The organism is Planctomycetota bacterium, assembly GCA_038746835.1.
Lineage (GTDB): Bacteria > Planctomycetota > Phycisphaerae > Tepidisphaerales > Tepidisphaeraceae > JBCDKH01.
In genome coordinates this window covers 1-21142 of the sequence record JBCDKH010000046.1, presented here as the reverse complement: position 1 = coordinate 21142, position 21142 = coordinate 1, and the positions used below count along the sequence as shown (strand labels likewise).

Here is a 21142-nt window from a genome sequence, read left to right as displayed (position 1 = left end):
GGGCACACGACTCCTCTTCATGCGATCGTGTTGTTCGGGTACTTGCTGGCGAAGATGTTGACCGCCCAGAAGCTGGCGATGACGCCGATGACGTACCAGACGCTGATGCCGAAGAGGGCGGTGTCGAAGAGCTTACCTTCCGGGTCGATCGCGAGGCCGACGAGGAGCACCGTCGCAAGACTTGCCATCGCTGCGAAGAAGACCGTCATCCCAAGTCGAGGTTTGCCGGTCGCCACGCGATGAATCCCGACCGCCGGCACGAGCAGCCCCGCGATGATGGCGGCGGCGAAGAGCCAGGTCGTATCCAGCGACCACGTCCACGGCAGGGCCGTCAGCCCGGCGGCAAGCAACAGCCCGCCGAGTAGATTGGCCCCGCGTCGCTGGTCTTGCGTGAGCGCGTGCCAGCCGTACTTGTTGAACCGCAGCGACAGGTTGAACAGCGGCACCGCCAGCCACGTCACCGCGACGAAGCCGACGTAGACGATCAGTCCACCCGTCGCGATCGGCTTGAGTTCCGGCGCACTCTGCCCAACGGCCTTGAACACCTGGTAGCCCGCCCACGCTCCGATGATGACGGCCCACTGGGCCTTGTCGCTCAGCCGGCTCATCCAGAGCATGTAGCTCAGGAACACGCGGTAGAACGGGTTCTTCGCCTTGAGCGCCTCGACCATCCCGGCCTTGGCCCACTGGTTGGTCGGGTCGAGCCGGAGTGCCTCTCGAAAAGACTCCAGCGCCAGCTTGTGCTGCTTCTTGTGCAGCTGCGTCCAGCCGAGGTTGGCGTGAGTGTGGCTGTCATCAGGATCACGTTCGAGCGCGCCACGAAGTGTCGCGTCGGCTTCGTCCCGTCGGCCGAGTTGGGTGAGGACGGTCGCCCGCAGGTTGCGACAGCCCCAGTCGTCGGGGTCGACGGACAAGCCTTCATCGGCTGCCTCAAGAGCCTCGGCCCATCGCTCCTGGCCGATCAGTGAATTGGCGAGGTCGGCGTAGTAGCCGGACTGATATGGGTCGAGCCGCAGCGCCTCCCGCGCAGCCGTCTCGGCCTCGATGTCCTCGTCGCGACGTGTGCGGACTCGCGAGAGGATGTGGTACGAAAACGCCTCGTCCGGATCGGCCTGTATCGCGAGAGTGGCCTCGCGGAGCGCTGCGTCCGTGTCACCCTTGTCGAGCAGGCACAACGCCATGAGTCCGTGGGCGACGCCGCTTCCTGGGTTCTGCGAAAGCTCAAGCTTCAGCTGCTCGATCGCGTCATCAAGGCGTCGCTGCTGCATCAGCATCATTGCCCGCTGCAGCGGCTGATCACCACCGCCGCGAACGGCGACGGGCGCAGCGGGTTCGATGTCGTCGTAGTCGCTCGTCAAGGCAGCGTCGTCAGAGCTTCAGGAACTTGGCCACGTCGTCGTACGCACCGCCCTGGTTGGCGTAGAGGACGTGGTTCTTGGCGGTGTCGAACCACTCGCGGGTGCTGGGGCGGACCTGCTTCAGGGCACGCAGCAGGTCTTTCGTCCCAATCGGCTCGGGCTTGCCGGTCTTCATCGCGTCGGCCAGCTTCGCCTCGACGGCCGCGTCGACGACGGCCTTAAGGTCGGCACCACTCAGGTCGACGGCCGACTTGGCGACTTTGGCGAGGTCGACGTCCTGCGTCGGCTTGTCCTTGAGCATCGCTTCCAGGATCGCTGCCCGGGCCGGCGCATCCGGCGGCGGGACGAAGACGACGCGATCGAATCGGCCGGGCCTGCGAAAGGCCGGGTCGACGTGCCATGGCGCGTTCGTCGCGGCGAGCACGAGCAGGCCGTCGTTGTCGTGGTCGGCCCCGTCGAGCTCGGCCAGGAACTGGTTGATGAGATGCCGACCTGCGGACTGCCGCATGTCCTGCCGGCTGGCAGCGAGCGCGTCGACCTCGTCGAAGAAGAGGACGCACGGCTTGTTGCGTCGCGCGCGCTCGAAGAGGGCGTGCAGGTTCTTTTCCGAATTGCCGACCCACATGTCCAGCACGTCGCTGATGCCGACGGAGATGAACCGTCGGTCGATTTCGCCGGCGGTGGCTCGGGCGAGGTGGGTCTTGCCACAGCCGGGCGGGCCGTAGAGCAGGATGCCGCCGCCGAGCTTTTTGCCGTACGCCTGGTACAGCTCGGCATGCTCGAGCGGGTGGATGATCTTCATCCGCACCTGCTCTTTGACGTCTTCGAGCCCGCCGACGTCGTCGAACTTGATAGAAGGCCGCTCGACGTTTTCGAACGGGATGTCCTCCTCGTCCTCGTCCATGTCGCCGGTGGTGAACCCGGCACCCGACGACGACTGAGCCATGAGGTAGTCGAACTCGTCCGGATCGTGCGGGCCGAACTGCGGGCGGATGCCGAGCTCCTTGCTCAGCTCCTTGTCCGCGACGCTGGCGTCCTCGCGAATTGCGATCTTGTAGTGGTGCTCGGCGTCGTCGGTCTTGCCCTCGGCGAGCAGCAGCTTGGCCAGCAGCACACGGCCCGCGGGCAGGGCGTCGTCGCCTTTGGTGATGCTCTCCAGCAAGACCATCGCCTGCGACTGCTTCTTCTGAGCGACGAAGGCCGACGCCAGCCCGAGCTTGAGCATCGGATCGGTCGGATCGTCGGCCGACGCCCGGCGGAACTCGGACTCCGCTTCTTCCGCTCGATCGGCGTCCAGGAGCGTCTGGGCGAGGTGCCCACGCAGCACCGCGTTGGTCGGCGTGGCGTCCAGGGCCTTGCGGAGACTGGCGATGGTGGCGTCGGGGTCCGGCATCGTCGGCGAGTCATCGTACGGAATCGCCCGGCCGGTTGATACGGTCGGGCATGACCGAATCCGCCCGGCGAACTGCCCTCGTGACCGGTGCCAGTCGCGGCATCGGCGCCGCCTGTGCCCGGCGTCTGGCCGCGGACGGCTTCGACGTGCTTGTCCACTACAATGCTCGCCGCGATCGGGCCGAGGCGGTTGCCAGTGAGATCGGCGGCACGGTTGTCCACGCCGATCTCAGCCAACCCAACGGCGGCCAGACGCTGGCGAGCCGGCTTTCCCGGCCGATCGACGTGCTCGTCAACAACGCCGGCGTCTTCGAGTCCGGCATCATCGGCGACGTGACGGATCGGCAGTTCGAAGACGTCTTGAACGTCAACGTCCGGGCCGTGTTCTACCTGACACGCGAGGTCACGCGGACCATGCCCGATGGCGGCCGGATCGTCACGATCGGCTCGGTCGGCGGGAAGGCGGCGCAGTTCGTCGGCAACTCGATCTATTCCATGAGCAAGTTCGCGATCCGCGGCCTGTCGGCCGGCTGGGCACGCGACCTGGGTCCACGCGGCATCACCAGCAACGTCGTCCAGCCCGGCCCGGTCGACACCGACCTCAACCCGGCGACGGGCGATCACAGTGCCGGCCAGGTCGCACTGACGTCGATCGGCCGCTACGCCACCGCCGATGAAGTGGCGGCCGCGGTCAGCTTCCTGTGTTCCAGCGAGGCGGCGTACATCACCGGTGCCGAGCTCGACGTCGCCGGCGGTTGGGGCGTCTGAGCAAATGCTGACGAGGCCTCTTCGCCCAGCAGCAGCCCGGCGGGTATGCTTCGCGGCATGTCCGAGGCGCCCGAAGAAGTCAACTACGCCGCCACTCCGGAAACTCAGTCGAAGGCGCAGAAGTTTTTCGATCGTGGTCAAAAGGTCGCCGAGGCCAACCAGCAGGATTACGCGATCGAGCTCTACCTGCAGGGTCTCAAGCTCGCTCCGGACGATCTCGAAGCCCATACGGCACTCCGCAAAATCGCCCTCACACGCAAAGCCACCGGTGGCAAGCCGATTGGCTCGCTGGCGGCGATGAAGCTCAAACGCGTTACCAAAGACCCGGCCGAGAACTTCCTCAACGCCCGCAAGCTCCTGGCCAACGACCCGGGCAACACCGGGCACATGGAGCTGTTCGCCAAGGCCGCTGCCAAGCTGAGGCTCAACACCGTCGTCACGTGGATCGGCCCGATGATGTTCCGGGCGCTGCTCGACAACGCCAAGCCCGACGCCGAAGCCTTCATCCGGCTCAAGGAGATCTACAAGAGCGTCGGAGAGTTCAAACTCGCCGCCGATGCCCTCGGCCAAGCGGCAGCGCTGCGTCCCGACGAAGGTGGCCTTCAGCACGAACTACGCGAGCTGGCGGCGCAGATGACGATGCAGGAGGGCAAGTACGACCAGGGCGACTTCCGCCAGAGCGTCCGCAGTGCCGACACCCAGCGCGAGCTTCAGGAGAAGGACAGCGACATCCAGACGGTCGATGCGCTCCAGGGCCAGCTCGAGCGAGCCCGAGCCGAGTACAGGGCCGAGCCGGATGTGCCGGGCAAGCTGGCCAAGCTCGTCGAGACGCTGGTCAAGACCCGTGAGCTCAAGTACGAGAACGAGGCCCTGACGATCCTCGAAGAGGCCTTCGGACGAACCAAGAACTTCCGCTGGCGGCTCTCGGCCAACGAAATCAAGATCCGCCAGTTCGCGCGGGGCGAGCGGATGCTCAAGCAGGTCGCCGAGGCCGATCCTGACGATGCCGAAGCCCAGAAGGAGCTGGTCGATTTCCGTCGTGAGAAGTCGGAGATGGAGCTGGAGCACTTCGCCTCCGCCGCCAAGGCCTACCCGACGGAGAACAAGTACAAGTACGAGCAGGCCCGCCGACTTTTCGACCTGGACCGCTACGACGAAGCGATTCCGCTGCTGCAGCAGAGCCAGAACGACGCCAAGGTTCGCGACGACAGCCGATTCCTGCTCGGCCGGGCGTTCCTGCTCGCCGACTTCCCCGACGAGGCGGCCGACACCTTGCAGGGCGTCATCGAGAGCTACCAGGGCGACGCCGACGACCGGGCCAAGAGCATCTACTACTGGTTTGGCCGGGCCAACGAAGGCAAAGACGACATCGACGAAGCCCTCAAGGCGTACAGCCAGATTGCACGGTGGGACTTCTCCTACCGCGACGTCCAAAAGCGGATCAAGGAGCTGCGGGCGAAGAAGAAGGAAGCGTGAGTGAGCCGGAAAGCTTGAAGGAGGAAGCTTGAAGCTAGAAGAGGTCACGAGCGCCAGCCGGGCGTCGCGGCGAACCTTCTAGCTTCAAGCTTCCTCCTTCAAGCTTTCTGCGTCTCACTGCTGCCAACCCGCCCGACACGTCCTACCCTCCCCCTTCCCGCCGGCCGGATGTCGGCGTGATCGAGTTCCCCAACGCCCGTAACGACCATGGCCCACTCCCTGTCCGCTAAGAAGCGCATTCGTCAAAACGAGAAACGCAACGCCCGCAACCGCTGGCGGAAGGACCGGGTCAAGAGTGCCGTGCGGGCGTTCGACGAGGCGATCGAGGCCGGCAAGTTCGACGAGGCCCAGACGCTGCTGAACAAGGCCGCCAGCGTGCTCGACAAGGTCGCCAGCACCCCAACGCTCCACAAGAACGTCGCCGCCCGCCGCCGCAGCAAGCTCCAGCTCAAGCTGAACAAAGCCCGCGCCGCCGCGGGCTGAGGCTCGACTGCTGACCACAACGCAGAATCACTGGTAGCCGCGGGCTTACAGCCCGCGGTTACAACGTTGAGTGCCTGATGCCTTCCGAACCGCGAGCTGTAAGCCCGCGGCTACCACGAGCAGACGCCCCCCTACGGTGTCCGTCCCATGTCGGATGCCACCCAGCACGTCTCGATGGAATCGCTCGTGTCGCTCTGCAAGCGACGCGGCTTCGTCTACCCCGCCAGTGAGATCTACGGCGGCCTGAACGGCTTCTGGGACTACGGCCCGCTGGGCGTGCAGCTCAAGAACAACATCCGCGACTCGTGGTGGAAGTGCACCGTCGAATCCCCCCCCATCGGCCCCGACGGCCGCCCGGTCAGCATCGTCGGACTCGATTCGTCGATTATCCAGAACCCCAAGACCTGGGTCGCCTCCGGCCACGTCGGCGGGTTCAGCGATCCGATGGTGGACGACCGCGAGACGAAGCAGCGATACCGGGCCGACCACGTCAAGGTCTACGTCCCGCGGGACGGGCAAGGGAACGCCTTCGCATTCATGCCGGGTGATGAGGCCGAAGCTCAAAAGAAGATCAAACGCGGGGCGAAGCGAAATCCGGATGATTACGACGTTCTTAATCTGACGAGTCTCGCGCTGGATCAATATGGGAACATCGTCGCGCCTTCAACAAAAGAGGCCGGCACGCTGACCGAGCCACGCGAGTTCAACCTGATGTTCATGACCTACGTCGGCGCTCTCGCCGACGAGGACTCCAAGGCCTACCTCCGCCCAGAGACGGCCCAGGGCATCTTCCTTAACTACAAGAACGTCCTCGACACGATGCGGGTCAAGGTGCCCTTCGGCATCGCCCAGATCGGCAAGTCGTTCCGCAACGAGGTCACGCCTCGGAACTTCATCTTTCGCTCACGCGAGTTCGAGCAGATGGAAATGGAGTGGTTCTGCCACGAAGCCGAAACGCAGAAGTGGTACGACTTCTGGAAAGACGAACGCATGAAGTGGTGGCGGTCGCTCGGCGTGACTGGCGACAAGCTCCGCTTTCGCGACCACGAAAAGGACGAGCTCTCCCACTACGCCAAGAACGGCGTTGGCACCGTCGACATCGAATACCAATACCCCTTCACCGCCCCCGACTACGGCGAGCTCGAGGGCATCGCCCACCGCTCCAACTTCGACCTCTCCGCCCACCAGGAGCACAGCGGCCAGAACATGAAGTACCACGACGAGGCGACGAAGGAGAAGTTCATCCCCCACGTCATCGAACCCGCCAGTGGCCTGACGCGGGCGGTGCTCGTCGTGCTCTGCGAGGCGTACCGCGAGGAAGAGGTCGACGGGGTGGGGGGCGACAAGCGAACGGTCCTCAAGTTCGCCCCGCACCTGGCCCCGACGAAGGTGGCCGTCTTCCCGCTGGTCAAGAAGGACGGCATGCCCGAGAAGGCGACCGCGATCTACGACGACCTGCGAACCGAGATGACCGCCACCTATGACGCTGGCGGCGCCGTCGGCCGCCGCTATCGCCGCCAGGACGAAGTCGGCACTCCATTCTGCGTCACCGTCGACGGCGACACGATCAGCCAAGACACCGTCACCGTCCGCGACCGCGACTCGATGCAGCAGGAAAAGGTCAACACCAGCCGGCTCAAGACGTACCTGCGGGACAAGCTGGCGGCGGGCGTCTGATAACGGCTGAGTCGGATGGCGGGGCACCTGGTCCGGCGATGCAACGCATGTGGATGGCGGATGTCGTACACTGTGCCGGGCCGGCTCGGTCCCTCTCGTGATGTCGCGACGTCTTCTCATGCTCGCCCTCGGTCCGGCGCTGGTCGGTCTGGGGCTTGTTGGTTGCGATGACGACACCGGCGGCACGGCCATGCCGGGCAAGCCGGTGGGTCCGGCGACGCGGCCGAATGTTGCGGTCGATGTGGAGATGCCGGAGATCGACGACGAGCCGCGCGACTCGGCGTTCGTCTACCTGATCGACGAGAACGACGTTGAGACGGCCTACGAGTTTCCGCCGGCCAAGCTGTGGCTGCGGGCCGAGGGTGAGGGCGACGACACGAAGGTGCTGGCGCGACTCTTCAGCGACGACCCGGCCGAGGCGACCGAGGCGGGCTGGGACGGCAGCTACTTCTTCTTTGAGATGGAACTGGCCCTGTCCGACGCGTCGGCGGTGGCGGTTCAGGAGAAGCTGGACGAAGGCGGCTCGGTCCGTCCTGAGGATGTCGCCGACGCCGAGTGGTACTTCGATGCCGAGGCGACGGAGAAGGCGGCTGGCAAGAGCTTCATCTCGTTCGCAACGCCCGGCGGCGTGCGGGAGCTTCAGCCGCGCGAGGTGTACGTCAACCTTCGTCCGTTGCCCGGCAAGTTCGTCGACGTCCTGCTTGTCGGCAACTTCCAGCCGCCCATCGAAGGTGCGCGTGGGAACACGCCCGTGAAAGCGGTCCGCGTGCGAGCGGTTTTGACTGCTGAGACCGTCGGAGATTGATGTTTGGTTTGTTAGGTCAGAAGCACCCGATTGACCTTTGAAGCCGTAGGCAGAGCGAAGCGTCGCCTCGGGTCCGGACGCAGACCCGGGGCGACGCTTCGCTCTGCCCAGCGGCTTCGGTGAGTTTTCGCGTTGGGGATCGTTGACGTGCTTCGAGCAACACTCGTCCTGACTCACAACGCACACGCGATGACGGGTTGGGGTTCGGAGTTGTCTTGCATCCACGAGCGTCCGTCGCGGGCGAGGAGTTCGGTGGCAGCTTTGGGGCCCCAGGTGCCGGGGGCGTAGGTCTCGGGGCCCTTGCCGGCGGCGTCGAGTTCGGACCAGCCGCGGAGCACCGGGTCGACCACCTGCCACGCGGCCTCGGCCTCGTCGCCGCGGATGAAGAGGCTCTGGTCGCCCGCGATCGCGTCAGCGATGAGCCGCTCGTACGCCTCTGGTGGCTCCTTCTCGAAGGTTGCGGAGTAGTCGAAGTCGAATGCGACCGGCTTGATCGACAACGCGTTGCCCGGCACCTTGCCGTTGACCCGCATGCTGATGCCGCCCTTTGGTGCGACGTGGATGACCAGGTCGTTCGGGTAGACCGGTGACTCGCACTGCTTCTGGAACAGCGTGAGCGGCGGGTTCTTGAACCGAACGCCGATCTCGCTGACCTTGCTGGGCAGGCACTTGCCAGTGCGGACGTAAAAGGGCGTGCCGCTCCAACGCCAGTTGTCGACGTAGAACTTCATGGCGGCGAAGGTTTCGGTCGTCGTGCCGTCACCCACGCCCTTGGCACTAGTGTAACCGCTAGTCGACTTGCCACCGCCGAACTCGCCTAGGCCGTACTGCCCGCGCACCGCGTAGTGCGCGGCCTGGCTCTGGCGGATCGGACGGATGCTCTGGAAGACCTTGACCTTCTCGTCGCGCGTGTGCTTGTCGTCCAAGCCGGCCGGCGGCTCCATGGCCGTCAGGGCGACGAGCTGCAGGATGTGGTTTTGCACCATGTCGCGCAGCGCGCCGCTCTTGTCGTAGTACCCGGCACGATCGTCGGCAGAGACGCTTTCGGCCACGGTGATCTGGACGTGGTCGACGAAGTTGTGGTTCCACAGCGGTTCGAAGATCGCGTTGGCAAACCGCAGGACCATCATGTTCTGGACGAGCTCTTTGCCCAGGTAGTGGTCGATCCGGTAGATCTGCGACTCGTCGAGCCGGCCGTGCAGGTCTTCGTTGAGCTTGCGCGCGGTGGCGAGGTCGTAGCCGAAGGGCTTTTCGATGACGACGCGGGTCCAACGGTCAGCGTCGGTGTCGTCGGGGTGACGTCGCTCGACGAGGCCAGCATCGCCGAGCTGGTCGACGACGGGCGTGAACGTGCTGGGCGGCGTGGAGAGGTAAAAGAGCCGATTGCCCTTGGTCGCGTGCTTGGCGTCGAGCTCGTCGAGCCGCTTGCCTAGCGCCGCGAAATCGTCGGCCGCGTCGTACTGGCCAGCGTGATAGTACGTCCGCGAACACAGGTCATCGATGAGCTCTGGGTCGCAGTCGTGCTTGTCGGTCGCGGCCTCGCGGAACCGCTGGCGAAAGTCGTCGTCGCTCATCTTGGTGCGCGAGTAGCCGACCAGAACCAGGTCATCCGGCAGCAACTTCTGCGATGCGAGCTTGTACAACGCCGGCAGCAGCTTCAGTTTCGCAAGGTCTCCGCTGGCACCGAAGATGACGAGAATGCAAGGGTCGCGCTTCGGCATGGGACTGATGATGGCGAACGCAACGCGATGGGGCAATGCCCGAGGTCACACGGCGTCAGAAGAGCGTCGAAGGTGGACCAGAAACTCGATGTTCCCGTGAGCGGTTTTGCCCCGGCTGCCGCGGATGGGGCTGTCGATCGTGCCGAGGACTTCGAACCCGAAGGCCACGATCTCGGGCAAGAGGCGTTCGAGCGTCGCGCGGGCGACGTCGTCTGCCAGCACGCCGCCGCGCGGCACGGCGTCGCGTGGCACCTCGTAGTGCGGCTTGACGAGTGTCACGACATCGCCTCCCGTCTCGCCGAGCAGCTTGACGACGTTCGGCAGCAGCTTTACTTGCCGGGTCCAGCCGGCGTCGGCGACGACGAGGTCGACCGGCTCCGGCAGCTCGACATGCATCGCGTTCTGTCGCTCCATGACGACGATGCGCGGGTCGTTGCGAAGCTTCCAATCGAGCACGCCGTAGCCGGTGTCGACGGCGTAGACCCGGGCGGCACCGTGACGCAGCAGGACGTCCGTGAAGCCACCCGTGCTGCAGCCGAGGTCGCACGCGACACAGCCCTCGACGGAGAGGTCAAAGGCACGCAGGGCGGCGTCGAGTTTCAGGCCGCCGCGAGAGACGAACGGGTGCGACGGGTCGGCCGACACGGCAGGATCACTTGGCCGGCAGAAAGACCCGGGTCGTCGGCCTGGTCGTTTCCTCGACGGGGGACTCGACTTCGGGCTCGTCCTTCGGCTGGACAGCCGCCTCGTCAGGTCGCGTCGTCGGTGCTGCTTCTGCCTCGGCTACGACGACGACGGGCGTCAGCGTCTCGACACGACGATCCATCGGCGGGACTGCGTGGAAAGTCGGCGCGACATCGCCAGGCCGGTAGGTCTCGCTCATCACCGGCGGATCGAGGATGAGCTGGACCGGCAGAATCGCCGTGTTGACGAGGAAGAACAGGCCGTCCGTCAGGCGTGCGATGTTCTCGTCGCCCTTGTCTTCTTCAGCCAGCCCGGCCGGCGCGAGCGGGTAGTAGCTCGGCCCAGCTTGAACGCCACCGCCGAGGTAGTGCGTCGTGGTGCGAGGCCAGTCGCGGACGAGCATGGCCTCGTCGTACTCCAGCGGGACGGCCGCAACGTCGAGGTCGTCCGGGTTCTCACGCGTTGCACATCCGGCGAGGCCGGTAGCGGTCAAGACGACGAGAAGCAGTGCTAGCAGCGAGCGGTCCATGGCACCACAAGTGTACGAACGCAGCTGCCTCATTGCTCCTGAGGTGTGACAAGTGCCGGCGGGACGACGTCGTTCGGGCTCTTCTCACGCAGCAACGCATCCGCGTCGGCCTGCATTCGCCGGTCCGCGTCGAGTGCGTCCTGTGCCGACAACGGCTCGTCCTCGGGCTCGAGCTCGCAGCCGGCAAGGAGTGCCAGAAGCGGAAGAGCGAGCAGCATCATTCGAAAGCGTTTCATGGTCACTCCTTGATCTGCATCGCCAGGATGCGGGCGATCGCCTCACAGACCTGCGCACGGTGGTCGCTCGCCAACGCCAGGGCGAGCTGCGTCTCGATCAGGCCGTAGGGAATGCCCATGTCGTATCGCTGCCCACGGACGATCTGGGCCCAGTACATCTCGCAGTTCTGGCGAAGGTGCTCCTGGGCGCTGGTGAACTGAATCTCGCCCTTGTCGCGGATGTTGTTGGTGATGTGGTGCTCGATCGAATCGAAGATGCCCGGCCCGAAGACGTGGATGCCGAAGTGCGTCAGGAAGTTACCCGCGGGCAAGCCGGGTGTGACGAGCTTCTCGCGAGCGACCTCGACGTCCGGCTTTTCGATGATTAGTTCTGCTTGAAAGAGCCCCTTTTCGACGTCGTAAGGCTTTCCCTTGATCGTGCCGAAGAGGTAGAGCAGCCGCTCGATCGTTGGCTGAACGCCGGTGCACGCGTCGAGGCCGAACTTCTCGAAGGTCTTGATGAGCTGCAGGACGCACCGGTCCTTCTCGTCGCTGATGTAGACGTGATCGCCCAGGAGCAGGACGAACGGCTCGTCACCCACAAAGTCGCGTGCTTGGTAGACGGCATGCCCGAAGCCTTCGGGCGTTTCCTGCGTCACGAAGGTCAAGCGATCGCCGATGCTGCCGAGGTTTTCGCTTTCGAGGATTGCCCAGTCCTTGCCGCGGAAGGAGCGGGCGGTCTGGTCGTCCATCCGCTTGAAGTACTCGCGCAGGGCCGTGTCACCGCCGGGGCTGACGACGATGCAGATCTCGTCGATGCCGCTCTCGACGCACTCTTCAAGGATGAGCTGGAGCGTCGGCTTGGTCAGCCCGTCGCGATCGACCAGCGTGATCATCTCCTTCTGCAACGCACTGGTCGCCGGGTACTGACGGGTGCCGCGACCAGCGGCAGTAATGACGGCTTTGCGGACGCGTGGCATGGTTTGGCGCGGCCACCATAACGATCGACCTGCGACAACGCGAGATGGTCCTGATCAGGATCAGGCGGCTCGGTATCATCGCGCCATGACAGCCCGCGCCGACGTTTGCCAAGCGACCGCAAAAGCCCTTTCCGACGCCTCGGGGTCCGCCTCTTCGCTGACGTGTCTCGTGGGGTTCGACGGCTTCATCGACACCATCTGCGATGTCGTCGAGACGCGGGAGAGTGCGACCGACTACGCGGCAGTCGAGAGCATTGATCGCCTCGGAAGCAAGATTTCCGCGGCGGCCGGGATGAGCTCGAACCTGGAGCTGGTCGTCAAGACCCGGAAGCTCGGCGGCAACGGGCCGATCATGGCCAACGCGCTCGCGTCGTTTGGGCTGGACGTCACCTACGTCGGCAACCTCGGCTACCCGGACGTCGATCCGATCTTCGCCGAGTTCGGCAGGCGTGCGGACATCCGCAGCATCGCCCAGCCGGCGTTCACCGACGCCCTGGAGTTCAGCGACGGCAAGCTGATGTTCGGCAAGCACGAGTCGCTCAAGGACATCACGTGGGAAAACCTCGTCGGCCGGCTCGGGCCCGAGACGTTCGAGCGGCTGCTCGGCCGGAGCAAGCTGGTCGCGATGGTCAACTGGACGATGTTGCCGCAGATGAGCCGCATCTGGGCCAAGCTCATCGGCGACGTGCTTGGCGAGCTGCCCGAGTGGACCAACGGGCCGCGTCGTCACGTCTTCGTTGACTTGGCCGACCCCGAGAAGCGGACACGCGACGATTTAAGCTACGCGGTCAAGCTGCTCGGCAAAATGCAGGAGTTCGCCGACGTCACGCTCGGCATGAACCTGAGCGAAGCGAAGCAGGTTGCGGCCGTGCTGAAGCTCGACGAGCCGACGACCGATGACCTGCCCGGTGCGGCGTCAGCGATCCGTGAAGCGCTCGGCATCCACTGTGCGGTCGTCCACCCGCGTGCCGGTGCCGCCGCGGCGACGGCCGATGCGTCTGCGGAGTTCGCTGGACCGTTCGTGAAGCAGCCGAAGATCAGCACCGGTGCCGGCGACCACTTCAACGCTGGCTTCATGCTCGGCCGAACGCTTGGGCTCGATCTCGAACAAAGCCTCTGCTGCGGCGTCGCCACCAGTGGCCACTACGTCCGGAGCGCGGAGTCGCCGAGCCTGCAGACGCTGGCTGGCTTCGTCGCGGAGCTTCCGGATCCTGAGTGATTGGTGAATTGTTTGGCGCGGTGAGGGTGAACTTGGGCCAGAGCCACGAGTCGCTCTGCCCGAGTAACAAGTTCACGAGTCACAAGTCTCCGCCCTCAATCATCGTCCAGCTCGCCGATGGTGATTTCGAAGAACTCGAACATCACTTCGAAGCTGACCTCCGTCGCCTCTTCATCGAAGGCGATCGCACCGGCGAGTTGTGGATACTCCTCGGCCTTGGCGTCGGCACCGGGATTCGTGAAGGCGTGGACAGCGTCGGGGAAGTTGACGATCGACAGCGGCACACCGGCAGTCACGGCCTGTTGAACGAACCCGCCGAACGCGTCCGGCGGGACGAGCGGATCGGCCCCGCCATGGAGGATTAGCATCGGCGGGCCGGCGTAGTCGCCTTGCGGAGCGGAGTCCTTCGACAGCCCGCCGTGGAAGCTGACGACGCCGTCGAGCCGGTCGGCCCAGTCGCTCTGAGCCAGCGCCACCACCGTGGAGCCGCCGAAGCAGAAGCCGATCGCACCCATGCCGTCGGCGTCGATGTCGAGGTCGTCCAGCGCTGCCTCCGCCGCATCGATCCCGGCACCGGCCAGCACGCCGAGCCCGACTTGCTGGGCGGCACCTGCCCACTGTCCGGCCTGGCCGGGGTCTTCGGTTACCCGGTCGCCGCCGTACATGTCGAGCGCGATGGCGACGTAGCCCTCGTGGGCGAGGTCTTCGGCACGCATCTTCGCGTAGTCGTTCAGGCCCCACCACTCAGGAATGACGAAGATGACCGGCACCTCTTCCCCTTCGGCCTCCTCTGGAAAGAAGACGACCGAGGTAGCCTCTTCGCCGTTGGGCAGGGCGTAGGAGAAGTCGAGCGTTTCGATGTCGTCAGCAAACGCCGCAGGCGTCGCGGCAAGCAAGGCAGCGGTCAGAAGTCGTCGCATGCGTGAAAGCTACCACTGCGGCACGTTCTCCGGAACGGCCGGAGATCGCGGTTCGCGACCTCCCTCCGTCATCCCGAGCGCAGCCGAGGGACCTCGATTGCCTCTGCACGCTCGCTCAAACGAGGTCCTTCGACTCGCTGCGCTCGCTCAGGATGACCGCTTAGTCTTCCATCGCTAGGCGGACGATGGCGGCGACTTCGGCCAGTCGTCGGCGTCGCGGATGGCTTCGATTTCGTCTGCGGTGTAGTGCCGGCCTTTTGGGGAATCCATGCCGGGGCAGGTCGATTTGCAGTGGTCCCACGCCTCTCTGCTCTGGAGCACGCCGCCCCAGAAGGGCCAGGTGCGGCACTGCAATGGCCGGTGCTGATAGATGCTGCAGCCGCGTTTGCGTCGGCCAGGCTTGTCGCCGGGGAGTGGCTTCAGGAAGACGCAGTCGTACTCGCCGTTGGGCTGGCGGTGCTCGCGAAGGCTCAGCCGCTTGCCGATCTTGCGGACGAACTGCTTGCGGAAGTCGCGCTCTTCGAGCTTCAGGTGCTCGGCCAAGCCGGCGACTTCTTCGTCGTCGATCCAGACATAGCCCGCCGGGCCCGTGCAGCAGTTCCCGCAGGTCGTGCAGCGAAACCGCAGGCCGTCGGCGTACCACGGCTCCTCGACGACCGGCAGGGCGATCGCTCCGGCGGCTTGATCGGGTGGCGTCGGGTCTCGCGACACACGGGACCGTACGGTCTCTGCGATGTGGTCGTTCTTGTGTCGTGTCGGACTGGTCTTACTGCTGTCGTGCTCGGCAGCGTGGGCGCAGACGACCCGGCCGAGCGTCGCCCAGATCGAGATCGGCCCGTACGACGTCGCGCGGAGCTTCCAAACCTTCGAGCGAACCCTCGAAACGCATCCGCCGACTGGCGATCTTCGGCGGCAGGTCAATCGCCGGTACGACTGGCTTTCTGGCCTCGTTTTTCGCCAGCAGTGGACGCGTGCGGCGCAGGAGTTCGCGCGCATGACCGACGCGATGCTGCCGATCGAGCTGGACGGCCCGGTCGATCGGGCGGCTCGGGCGACGCTCATCCGGCTCGACCCGCCGATTCCGCTGGCCGGGGAAACGTTCGGCATCAGCGTCAAGCCGATGTACGACGTCGAACGTCAGCCGCGACGCCTGCCGATGGTCATCCGCAACGGCGACAAGACGCTCGCGACGTTCCGGATGGATCCCGACGGCCAGAGCATCGAGACGCGCGTTCGCAAGGCCGGCGACTATCAGCTGGGCTTTCTCGGCACGAATGGCGTCTTCTGGCTGCGGCACGAGTTCAGCGTCGTCGACAAGACGCCGCCGGCGCTCGCGAGGGAGCTGACGGCAAGGCTCGACGCGGCGGGCCAGACATCGCAGGCCGCCGATGTCCTTCGTGATCGGCTCAAGCTGCTTCAGCCGATCGGCGTGGAAGGTCGGCCGGCGTCGCTTGTCGAGCTGCCGCACACGCTGGCGCGCGACCTCGTTTGCGAGACATCGGCAGTGGTGGAAGGGCGTGATCCGTACGTCGGCAAGGCCGGCACGTACTGGGCGACCTTCGCGGGTCTACCGGCCATCGTGCACGTGCCGTCCTACGTCGTTCGCGACGCCAAGCCGGTCCCGCTGATTGTCGCGCTCCACGGAGCCGGTGCGGACGAGAACATGTTCATCCTCGGCTACGGCGATGGGAAGCTGCGGCGTCTTGCCGATCGCGAAGGGTTCATTCTGGTCTCGCCGCAGACGTACCCGCTGGTCGGACGCGGCGACAGGGCGGTTGATCTGGTCGAGGCTCTGGTCGAGCGGTATCCGGTCGACGAGCGTCGTGTTTACGCCGTCGGCCACTCGCTCGGGGCGATCACGCTGACGGGTTGGACGCTGGGCGATCCGGACGGGCCGGTGAACGAGACGTTTGCTGCGGTCGCCCTGGTCGCGGGTGGCGGCCGACCGGTGGTGGCGACGAACGCACTGCCGACGTTCATGCTGGCGGCGGGTCGTGACAGGATCTTTCGCGTCGAACGTCTCGAATCCGTTGTGCAGGCGGTTCGCGACGCGGGTTCGCCGGCGCGATTTCAGCTCTACGAAGACGAAGGCCACGTCGGCATTGTCCAGCACGCCATCGGCGACGCGGTCGATTGGCTGCTGCAACAGCAGCGACCGGTCGAGTGACGCAACGACTTCCTATCGTGCCCGTCCGTGACGGACGATGGACGAGAACGCATTCAGAAGGTCCTCGCTGGCGCCGGCGTCGCCTCGCGTCGCGCGTGCGAAGAGCTGGTTCTGGCAGGTCGGGTGACGGTCAACGGCGACGTCGTCCGCAGGCTGCCGTGCCTTGTCGATCCGGCCTCAGACGAGCTCCGCGTCGACGGCGAGCGGGTGCGGGGTCCGGCGGCTGCGCGTCCGGGCGGAAAGCGATCTTCGCATGCGTATATCCTGATGAACAAGCCGGAGCATGTGGTCTGCACGAACGTCGCCCAGACGACGGCCGGGCGTCGGCAGACACTGGCGATCGACCTCCTGCCACCTGACTTTCGCCGGCGTGTCTGGCCTGTCGGTCGACTGGATGCGACAAGCCGGGGATTGCTGCTGCTCACGGACGACGGCGAACTGACTCATCGGCTCACGCATCCGTCATTCGGCGTGCCCAAGACCTACCGCGTCGTCTGTGATGGCGAAGTCACGCCCGAAGCCGCGGATGAGCTGGGTGACGGCATCTTCCTGGTCGATCGCACGACCACCCGTGGCAGCAAGACTGCACCGGCGACGATCAAAATCGTCCGCCGGGATCGCGAGCGGAGCGTCCTGGAGCTGACAATCAAGGAGGGCCGGAATCGGCAGATCCGCCGAATGCTGGCGTCGCTCGGGCACAAGGTCCGCGACCTCCGACGAACGCGGATCGGGCCACTGCAGATGCGTGAGCTGCCCGAGGGGTCCAGCCGGCCGCTCACGCCGCGAGAACTCCGAGAACTGCGTCAGGCGGTCGGACTCGGTCGGGCCTGATCAGCCGCGACCGAGGCGTTCCTGGAGGATGTCCCAGAGTGTCTCGGGCATCTGTGGGACGACACGGACGTCGCCGACGACGCTCATGAAGTTCGTGTCGCCCGCCCAGCGAGGCACGATGTGACGATGCAGGTGGCCGGGGATGCCTGCGCCAGCAGCGGTGCCGAGGTTGATGCCGACGTTGAAGCCTTGCGGGTTCATGACGTCGCGAAGCAGCTGGATGACGCGGACAGTTTCGGAATGCAAGTCCATCGCCTCGTCAGCCGTGAGATGTTCGAGTTCCGCGACGTGGCGTCTCGGGGCGACCATGACGTGGCCGCTGGTGTAGGGGAAGCGGTTGATGACGCTGACGCAGTGGTCGCTGATGCGAATGACCAGCCGGCGTCGCATGGCGGCGGATCGCTCCTCGCCCAGCTCCGCAACAGCGACGTCGATGTTGGCGGCAGCACAGAGGAAACACCCGGCGAACCGATCGGCGAGCGGATCGCGACCGACTGGGTCCTTTTCGAGCGATCGGATGTACTCCATCCGCCACGGCGCATGGAGCTGTTCACGAGTGCCGGCCACGCGAGAGCGTAGGTCGGAGGCTGGGACTGTTGATGTTCCGGCGATGGCGTAACTACGAAAAGCAACGACCCGCCGGCCGAGGCCAGCGGGTCGCTGCAGAGTCAGGTCCGTGACCTGCGACTGAGTCGTCGGGTGACTCAGGCGCGGCGGCGACGGAGCAGGCCGAGCGAGGCGATGCCCATGAGGCCAGCGGTGGCCGGCTCAGGAATCACGACGACGCCGGGCTGCACCTCATTGGTGTCAGTCAGGTACGTCAGAGCGAGGCCAGCGTCCGGACCATCGCTGAGGGCAGCGATGTCAACGATCGAGCCAAGGTCGTAGACACCAGCACCGACTGCGGCACCGGTCGTTCCGCCCGAAATGTCGGAAGGAAGCGAGCTCAAGACCGAGAGAACGGTAAACGTGTTCGGATCGAGCAGGATGAGGCCCGAGCCCGGGTTGCCACCCGCAAACGGGAGGTTGTCCGGCAGAAGGGCATCGGAGTCACTTGTGAAAGTGAAGCCGGCAAACGGCACACTCGATTCAAGCGTCACGCCGCCGGTGGCCGGATCGACAATGAACGAGAAATCCTGGGCCGAGGCGAGGCTCGGAACGGCAACAGCCGCGACAGCGGCAGCAAGAATGGTGGTCTTCATGAGCGGTTTCTCCGTCTCCACGTGGATGGGGATGGTTACTGGTGGCAAAGAGTGCACAAGCCAGGGGGATCCGGCGACCGACGCCGGTCACCCAACGGACGCACTTTACAACGTCTGCCCCATCGCGGAACGGCAAAATTCAGCCTCAGCGGGATTTTTCTTCATCGAAGTACGCAGGAGCAGCTGGAACTCACCCTCAGACTGCTCAGCGGCTGTTTTCGGCCGCTTCGCTCGCCCAACAAACGAAGCTGCCCCGCCTCAACATGTGAGAGGCGGGGCAGAGTTGTGAAGATAGGTATTTCGAAGAGAAGCGATACATCGCCTCTCAACGCATCAGATCAAGCCTGCCGGCGACGGCGGAGGAGCAGACTGCCCGCCGCAAAGCCCGCCAGGCCCAGGGTCGGCTCGGGGATCAGCGTGATCGCCGGGGCGTAGAGCGTGCCGCCCGCACCCAGGAGGCTCACGTCGAGATCCTTGCCACCGAACCGGCTGACGATGTCGCCGAGGCTGTAGGTGCCGTCGAGGGCGATGGAACCCGACACGAGGCCGCCAGCGATGTTGCCGGCGGAATCAATGAGCTCCGTCAGCCCGAGCAGATCGACCTGACCTTCGACAAGGTCGTCGTCTCCGCTCAGCACCTGGATGCCGGCGATGTCACCGGAGCCGACGAGGGTGACCTCACCGGTGTTCCAGTTGACGAGGAGCTCGAAGTCGAGGTTGTCGCTGACGTCGAATGCGACCGAGCTGCTGCCGACGGTGGCATTGAAGTTCGCCCGGAGCGTGCCGAAGTCGGAAAGATCGGTGTCGCCGTCGTAGTCGGTTTCGCCGCTGCTGTAGCCAACGCCGACCGAGCTGCCACCGAAGCCGGCGCGAAGTGCACCGAAGTCGGCCAGATTGACGGTCCCGTTCAGGTCGAAGTCTGCCCGAACGGCCTTGTTCTCGGCGACGAGACCCTCATAGATGGTCTCGAAGTCGCTTGTGACGCCGTCGACACTGACGAAGGTGATGACGTTGTCATCGGTCAGCTCGGCGGCGATGAGGTCGTCGCCGGTCGTGATGACGTCGGTCAGGTTGGTGTAGTCCTTCCCGATGTTGCGATCGACGATGCGGGCGTCTTCGAGCTCGCTGATGTCGTCATGGTTGACGTCCAGCGGATCGAACTTGGCGGCGTCGGCCTCGCCCTGCGTGATGTCGCCGTTGGTGGCGAGCAGGTCGAGCTGGGCGTTGTAGCGAGCGATGGCCTCGTTCTTCTTGAGCTGGCCGAGACGGACACCGAGCTCACGCTTCTCCTGGGCGGTTGCGAAGGCCGAGGTGTCGACGGCCGAGCCGTAGAGGAAGAAGCGGACGTCTTCGCGGCTGATGGCGACGACGCGATCAACGCCACCGGCGACGCCAGCATTGGCACCGAACTCGGCGTAGTTCTCGGGCTTGTATTCGACAACGCCACCCGGTCCGACGACTTCGACGTTGCCGTCGCCGTTCAGGTCGGTCAGGGCGAGCAGGCCTGCACGCTGCTGATCGAGGACGTCGGTCGCATCGAGCTCGCCGCCTGGGGCGGTGCTGACGACGGTCGGGCCACCCGAGGTGATGTCGGTGTTGGCCGCGAGGAAGTCAGCCGTGTCGGCAAACGCGGTTGCCCAGGCTTCGACGTCCTCGAGGTCACGAACGCCGTCACCCGTCAGGTCACCGGCGAGGAAGATGCGGTCGGTGAAGGGAATCTCGACGTTGCCGACCGGGTTGTTGCGCTTGTCGCTGGTGTTGGCGACGTCATAGATGCGGTAACGCTGCTGCGTCGCGGCGGCACCGTTGTAGTCGCCAGCACGGGCGAAGGTCAGGTTGGCACGGAGCTCGTCACCGGCGGAGCCGGCGTAGATCGCGTCGGCATCGGTTGAGCGGGTGTCGGTCGTCTGCGTGTCGCCGTCGAACGTCTTGGTGACGTCCATCAGCGGCAGCGGGATGAAGCCGGCGGCGATGATCGAGTCGAGCGGCGTGACCGTGTTGGGGTCAGGGGCCGTGAAGTCCTGCAGCGAACCTTCGGAAGTAATGTTCTGGAGAAACTTCTTGACGATGCCGGTGCCCGAGCCGTCGTCGTCGACGTCGTTCAGGATGGTGCCGCCGGCGAGGCTGCCGTCGGGATTGAAGAGGGCACCGTTGACGCTGGCGGCCTGACTCGTGCCACCGGTCAGCTGGCCATTGGAGTCGGCACCGGTTGCGAGCGTGCCGCGAACCGTGACGGCCTGGGCGGCGGACCAGAGCTGGTACTTGCCGCTGGTGACGTTGTCCGCGGTCGGCTGGACGGCGCCGGGATCACCCGTGCCGACGAAGTCATCGCCTTCGAAGTCGATAGCTAGGACGCGGACGGGTCGATCCTCGGTGGGGCTCAAGCCTCGCGTGCCGACGTCGCCGACGGACAGGACGCCCAACGCCATGCGCTGGCTCTGGACCGTGGGGCGAAGGGCGGACGAGCCGGAACGCTTGTCGGCGAAGGTGGCGATGGCCGACGGGCCGTATTCGGCCGTGTTGGGCGCGCTGCCACCGCCGAGACGGTCGCGACGCGGGTTGGCTTCGGCGCCAATCGAGTCGCCGTTGGCGTCGATGAGCTGGACGCGGTCGCGCTCACCCTGGCCGAAGCTCGGGTCGAGGACGAGGTTGTTGGCGCCCTGGTTGCGGGTGCCCGAGCCGCTGTCACGCGTGACGCTGTGGAAGTTGACACCG

General features: G+C 65.4%; 20 protein-coding genes. 8 read left to right on the top strand and 12 right to left on the bottom strand.

Annotated features, from left to right (window positions below; all coding sequences use genetic code 11):
- Positions 1–17: 17 nt before the first annotated feature.
- Both AAGI46_06785 and AAGI46_06780 read right to left on the bottom strand, forming a co-directional pair.
- Positions 18–1358 (bottom strand): tetratricopeptide repeat protein, encoded by a 1341-nt coding sequence (locus AAGI46_06785; protein ID MEM1011912.1) that lies wholly within the window; start codon positions 1356–1358, stop codon positions 18–20.
- Between the two features lie 10 nt (positions 1359–1368).
- Positions 1369–2751 (bottom strand): AAA family ATPase, encoded by a 1383-nt coding sequence (locus tag AAGI46_06780; GenBank protein MEM1011911.1) that lies wholly within the window; start codon positions 2749–2751, stop codon positions 1369–1371.
- 50 nt (positions 2752–2801) lie between these two features.
- Between AAGI46_06780 and AAGI46_06775 the strand changes: the two genes are divergently transcribed.
- The 5 genes from AAGI46_06775 to AAGI46_06755 all read left to right on the top strand — a co-directional run bounded on the left by AAGI46_06775 (position 2802) and on the right by AAGI46_06755 (position 7959).
- Positions 2802–3518, top strand: a complete 717-nt coding sequence (locus AAGI46_06775; GenBank protein ID MEM1011910.1) for an SDR family oxidoreductase — start codon at positions 2802–2804, stop codon at positions 3516–3518.
- 57 nt (positions 3519–3575) lie between these two features.
- Entirely contained in the window at positions 3576–4994 is a 1419-nt protein-coding gene (locus AAGI46_06770; protein ID MEM1011909.1) for a hypothetical protein, read from the top strand.
- Between the two features lie 207 nt (positions 4995–5201).
- Entirely contained in the window at positions 5202–5477 is a 276-nt protein-coding gene (rpsT, locus tag AAGI46_06765; GenBank protein ID MEM1011908.1) for a 30S ribosomal protein S20, read from the top strand.
- 147 nt (positions 5478–5624) lie between these two features.
- Positions 5625–7154 carry a glycine--tRNA ligase gene (locus AAGI46_06760; protein ID MEM1011907.1) on the top strand — a complete coding sequence of 510 codons (1530 nt, stop codon included), beginning with the start codon at positions 5625–5627 and terminating at the stop codon, positions 7152–7154.
- A 100-nt stretch (positions 7155–7254) separates the two neighbouring features.
- Positions 7255–7959, top strand: a complete 705-nt coding sequence (locus AAGI46_06755) for a hypothetical protein (protein MEM1011906.1) — start codon at positions 7255–7257, stop codon at positions 7957–7959.
- Positions 7960–8132: 173 nt separating this feature from the next.
- Here the strand turns inward: AAGI46_06755 and zwf are convergent, their stop codons facing one another.
- The 5 genes from zwf to AAGI46_06730 are packed head-to-tail and all read right to left on the bottom strand — an operon-like array spanning position 8133 to position 12088.
- Complete coding sequence (zwf, locus tag AAGI46_06750; GenBank protein MEM1011905.1) at positions 8133–9680, bottom strand: glucose-6-phosphate dehydrogenase; 1548 nt, start codon at positions 9678–9680, stop codon at positions 8133–8135.
- 45 nt (positions 9681–9725) lie between these two features.
- A complete protein-coding gene (locus tag AAGI46_06745; GenBank protein MEM1011904.1) occupies positions 9726–10325 on the bottom strand; it encodes a TlyA family RNA methyltransferase in 600 nt (199 codons plus the stop codon).
- A gap of 7 nt (positions 10326–10332) precedes the next feature.
- Complete coding sequence (locus AAGI46_06740) at positions 10333–10893, bottom strand: hypothetical protein (GenBank protein MEM1011903.1); 561 nt, start codon at positions 10891–10893, stop codon at positions 10333–10335.
- A 29-nt stretch (positions 10894–10922) separates the two neighbouring features.
- Entirely contained in the window at positions 10923–11129 is a 207-nt protein-coding gene (locus tag AAGI46_06735) for a hypothetical protein (protein ID MEM1011902.1), read from the bottom strand.
- 2 nt (positions 11130–11131) lie between these two features.
- On the bottom strand, positions 11132–12088 hold the full coding sequence (locus AAGI46_06730) for a sugar phosphate nucleotidyltransferase (GenBank protein ID MEM1011901.1): 957 nt from the start codon (positions 12086–12088) through the stop codon (positions 11132–11134).
- 85 nt (positions 12089–12173) lie between these two features.
- On the opposite strand from AAGI46_06730, the gene AAGI46_06725 reads away from it, so the two are divergent.
- Entirely contained in the window at positions 12174–13307 is a 1134-nt protein-coding gene (locus tag AAGI46_06725; protein ID MEM1011900.1) for a PfkB family carbohydrate kinase, read from the top strand.
- Between the two features lie 95 nt (positions 13308–13402).
- On the opposite strand, the gene AAGI46_06720 is transcribed toward AAGI46_06725, so the two are convergent.
- Both AAGI46_06720 and AAGI46_06715 read right to left on the bottom strand, forming a co-directional pair.
- On the bottom strand, positions 13403–14227 hold the full coding sequence (locus tag AAGI46_06720) for a dienelactone hydrolase family protein (protein ID MEM1011899.1): 825 nt from the start codon (positions 14225–14227) through the stop codon (positions 13403–13405).
- A gap of 174 nt (positions 14228–14401) precedes the next feature.
- Entirely contained in the window at positions 14402–14938 is a 537-nt protein-coding gene (locus AAGI46_06715; protein ID MEM1011898.1) for a YkgJ family cysteine cluster protein, read from the bottom strand.
- Between the two features lie 22 nt (positions 14939–14960).
- Between AAGI46_06715 and AAGI46_06710 the strand changes: the two genes are divergently transcribed.
- Both AAGI46_06710 and AAGI46_06705 read left to right on the top strand, forming a co-directional pair.
- Entirely contained in the window at positions 14961–16394 is a 1434-nt protein-coding gene (locus tag AAGI46_06710; protein ID MEM1011897.1) for a hypothetical protein, read from the top strand.
- A gap of 27 nt (positions 16395–16421) precedes the next feature.
- The gene (locus AAGI46_06705; GenBank protein ID MEM1011896.1) at positions 16422–17225 is read left to right on the top strand and encodes a pseudouridine synthase; all 804 of its coding nucleotides are present in this window, start codon (positions 16422–16424) and stop codon (positions 17223–17225) included.
- Here the strand turns inward: AAGI46_06705 and AAGI46_06700 are convergent, their stop codons facing one another.
- From AAGI46_06700 to AAGI46_06690, 3 genes are all read right to left on the bottom strand, one after another.
- A complete protein-coding gene (locus tag AAGI46_06700) occupies positions 17226–17792 on the bottom strand; it encodes an HIT domain-containing protein (protein ID MEM1011895.1) in 567 nt (188 codons plus the stop codon).
- A 137-nt stretch (positions 17793–17929) separates the two neighbouring features.
- Positions 17930–18427, bottom strand: a complete 498-nt coding sequence (locus AAGI46_06695; protein ID MEM1011894.1) for a PEP-CTERM sorting domain-containing protein — start codon at positions 18425–18427, stop codon at positions 17930–17932.
- A gap of 338 nt (positions 18428–18765) precedes the next feature.
- A partial coding sequence (locus tag AAGI46_06690) for a hypothetical protein (GenBank protein MEM1011893.1) occupies positions 18766–21142 on the bottom strand: 2377 nt, incomplete at its 5' end.

What these genes read in the sequence shown, in the direction of transcription:
- AAGI46_06780 (MEM1011911.1), bottom strand. Translation starts at nt 2,751, where the DNA reads ATGCCGGACCCCGACGCCACCATCGCCAGTCTCCGCAAGGCCCTGGAC.
- AAGI46_06775 (MEM1011910.1), top strand. Translation starts at nt 2,802, where the DNA reads ATGACCGAATCCGCCCGGCGAACTGCCCTCGTGACCGGTGCCAGTCGC.
- AAGI46_06770 (MEM1011909.1), top strand. Translation starts at nt 3,576, where the DNA reads ATGTCCGAGGCGCCCGAAGAAGTCAACTACGCCGCCACTCCGGAAACT.
- rpsT (MEM1011908.1), top strand. Translation starts at nt 5,202, where the DNA reads ATGGCCCACTCCCTGTCCGCTAAGAAGCGCATTCGTCAAAACGAGAAA.
- AAGI46_06760 (MEM1011907.1), top strand. Translation starts at nt 5,625, where the DNA reads ATGTCGGATGCCACCCAGCACGTCTCGATGGAATCGCTCGTGTCGCTC.
- AAGI46_06755 (MEM1011906.1), top strand. Translation starts at nt 7,255, where the DNA reads ATGTCGCGACGTCTTCTCATGCTCGCCCTCGGTCCGGCGCTGGTCGGT.
- zwf (MEM1011905.1), bottom strand. Translation starts at nt 9,680, where the DNA reads ATGCCGAAGCGCGACCCTTGCATTCTCGTCATCTTCGGTGCCAGCGGA.
- AAGI46_06740 (MEM1011903.1), bottom strand. Translation starts at nt 10,893, where the DNA reads ATGGACCGCTCGCTGCTAGCACTGCTTCTCGTCGTCTTGACCGCTACC.
- AAGI46_06735 (MEM1011902.1), bottom strand. Translation starts at nt 11,129, where the DNA reads ATGAAACGCTTTCGAATGATGCTGCTCGCTCTTCCGCTTCTGGCACTC.
- AAGI46_06730 (MEM1011901.1), bottom strand. Translation starts at nt 12,088, where the DNA reads ATGCCACGCGTCCGCAAAGCCGTCATTACTGCCGCTGGTCGCGGCACC.
- AAGI46_06725 (MEM1011900.1), top strand. Translation starts at nt 12,174, where the DNA reads ATGACAGCCCGCGCCGACGTTTGCCAAGCGACCGCAAAAGCCCTTTCC.
- AAGI46_06720 (MEM1011899.1), bottom strand. Translation starts at nt 14,227, where the DNA reads ATGCGACGACTTCTGACCGCTGCCTTGCTTGCCGCGACGCCTGCGGCG.
- AAGI46_06710 (MEM1011897.1), top strand. Translation starts at nt 14,961, where the DNA reads ATGTGGTCGTTCTTGTGTCGTGTCGGACTGGTCTTACTGCTGTCGTGC.
- AAGI46_06695 (MEM1011894.1), bottom strand. Translation starts at nt 18,427, where the DNA reads ATGAAGACCACCATTCTTGCTGCCGCTGTCGCGGCTGTTGCCGTTCCG.